Genomic DNA, 378 nt, shown 5'->3' on the forward strand with positions numbered 1-378 from the left:
CTCACATTTCGCACCCTAACAAGGTCAAAACAAAGGATTTTTTATTTAGTTTTTCAGAATAACTTTTTGACCAACACAACGAGCGATGGCAATCCTTTTTTTACCATCGCTGGTCGTTCCGTATGACGTTACACGTAAATGCTCTCATCCAGCCCCAACCCCTGCAGAATCCTTCGCTGATCAGGGGTAAGGGAGCGATCCAGTGAGCGTTGGATGCGCCCATCCGGCAGCTTGAACAGGACGACGTTCACATATTGAAACAGCTGAAAAATCGCCTGTCCCGTCGGCCGGGTCAGCTTGCGGCCTCCAGGACCCTTCAACGGGTGTTCTGGAGTAATAAACTGACGCACTCGGCGCTGAAAAACGCGGTAAATAGCC

At 50.0% G+C, this 378-nt stretch carries 1 pseudogene; it reads right to left on the reverse strand.

What is annotated here, in order from left to right:
* Positions 1–128: 128 nt before the first annotated feature.
* A pseudogene (locus tag I656_RS0115740) lies at positions 129–378 on the reverse strand (transposase); the annotation flags it as partial.

This window comes from Geobacillus sp. WSUCF1, assembly GCF_000422025.1.
GTDB lineage: Bacteria > Bacillota > Bacilli > Bacillales > Anoxybacillaceae > Geobacillus > Geobacillus zalihae.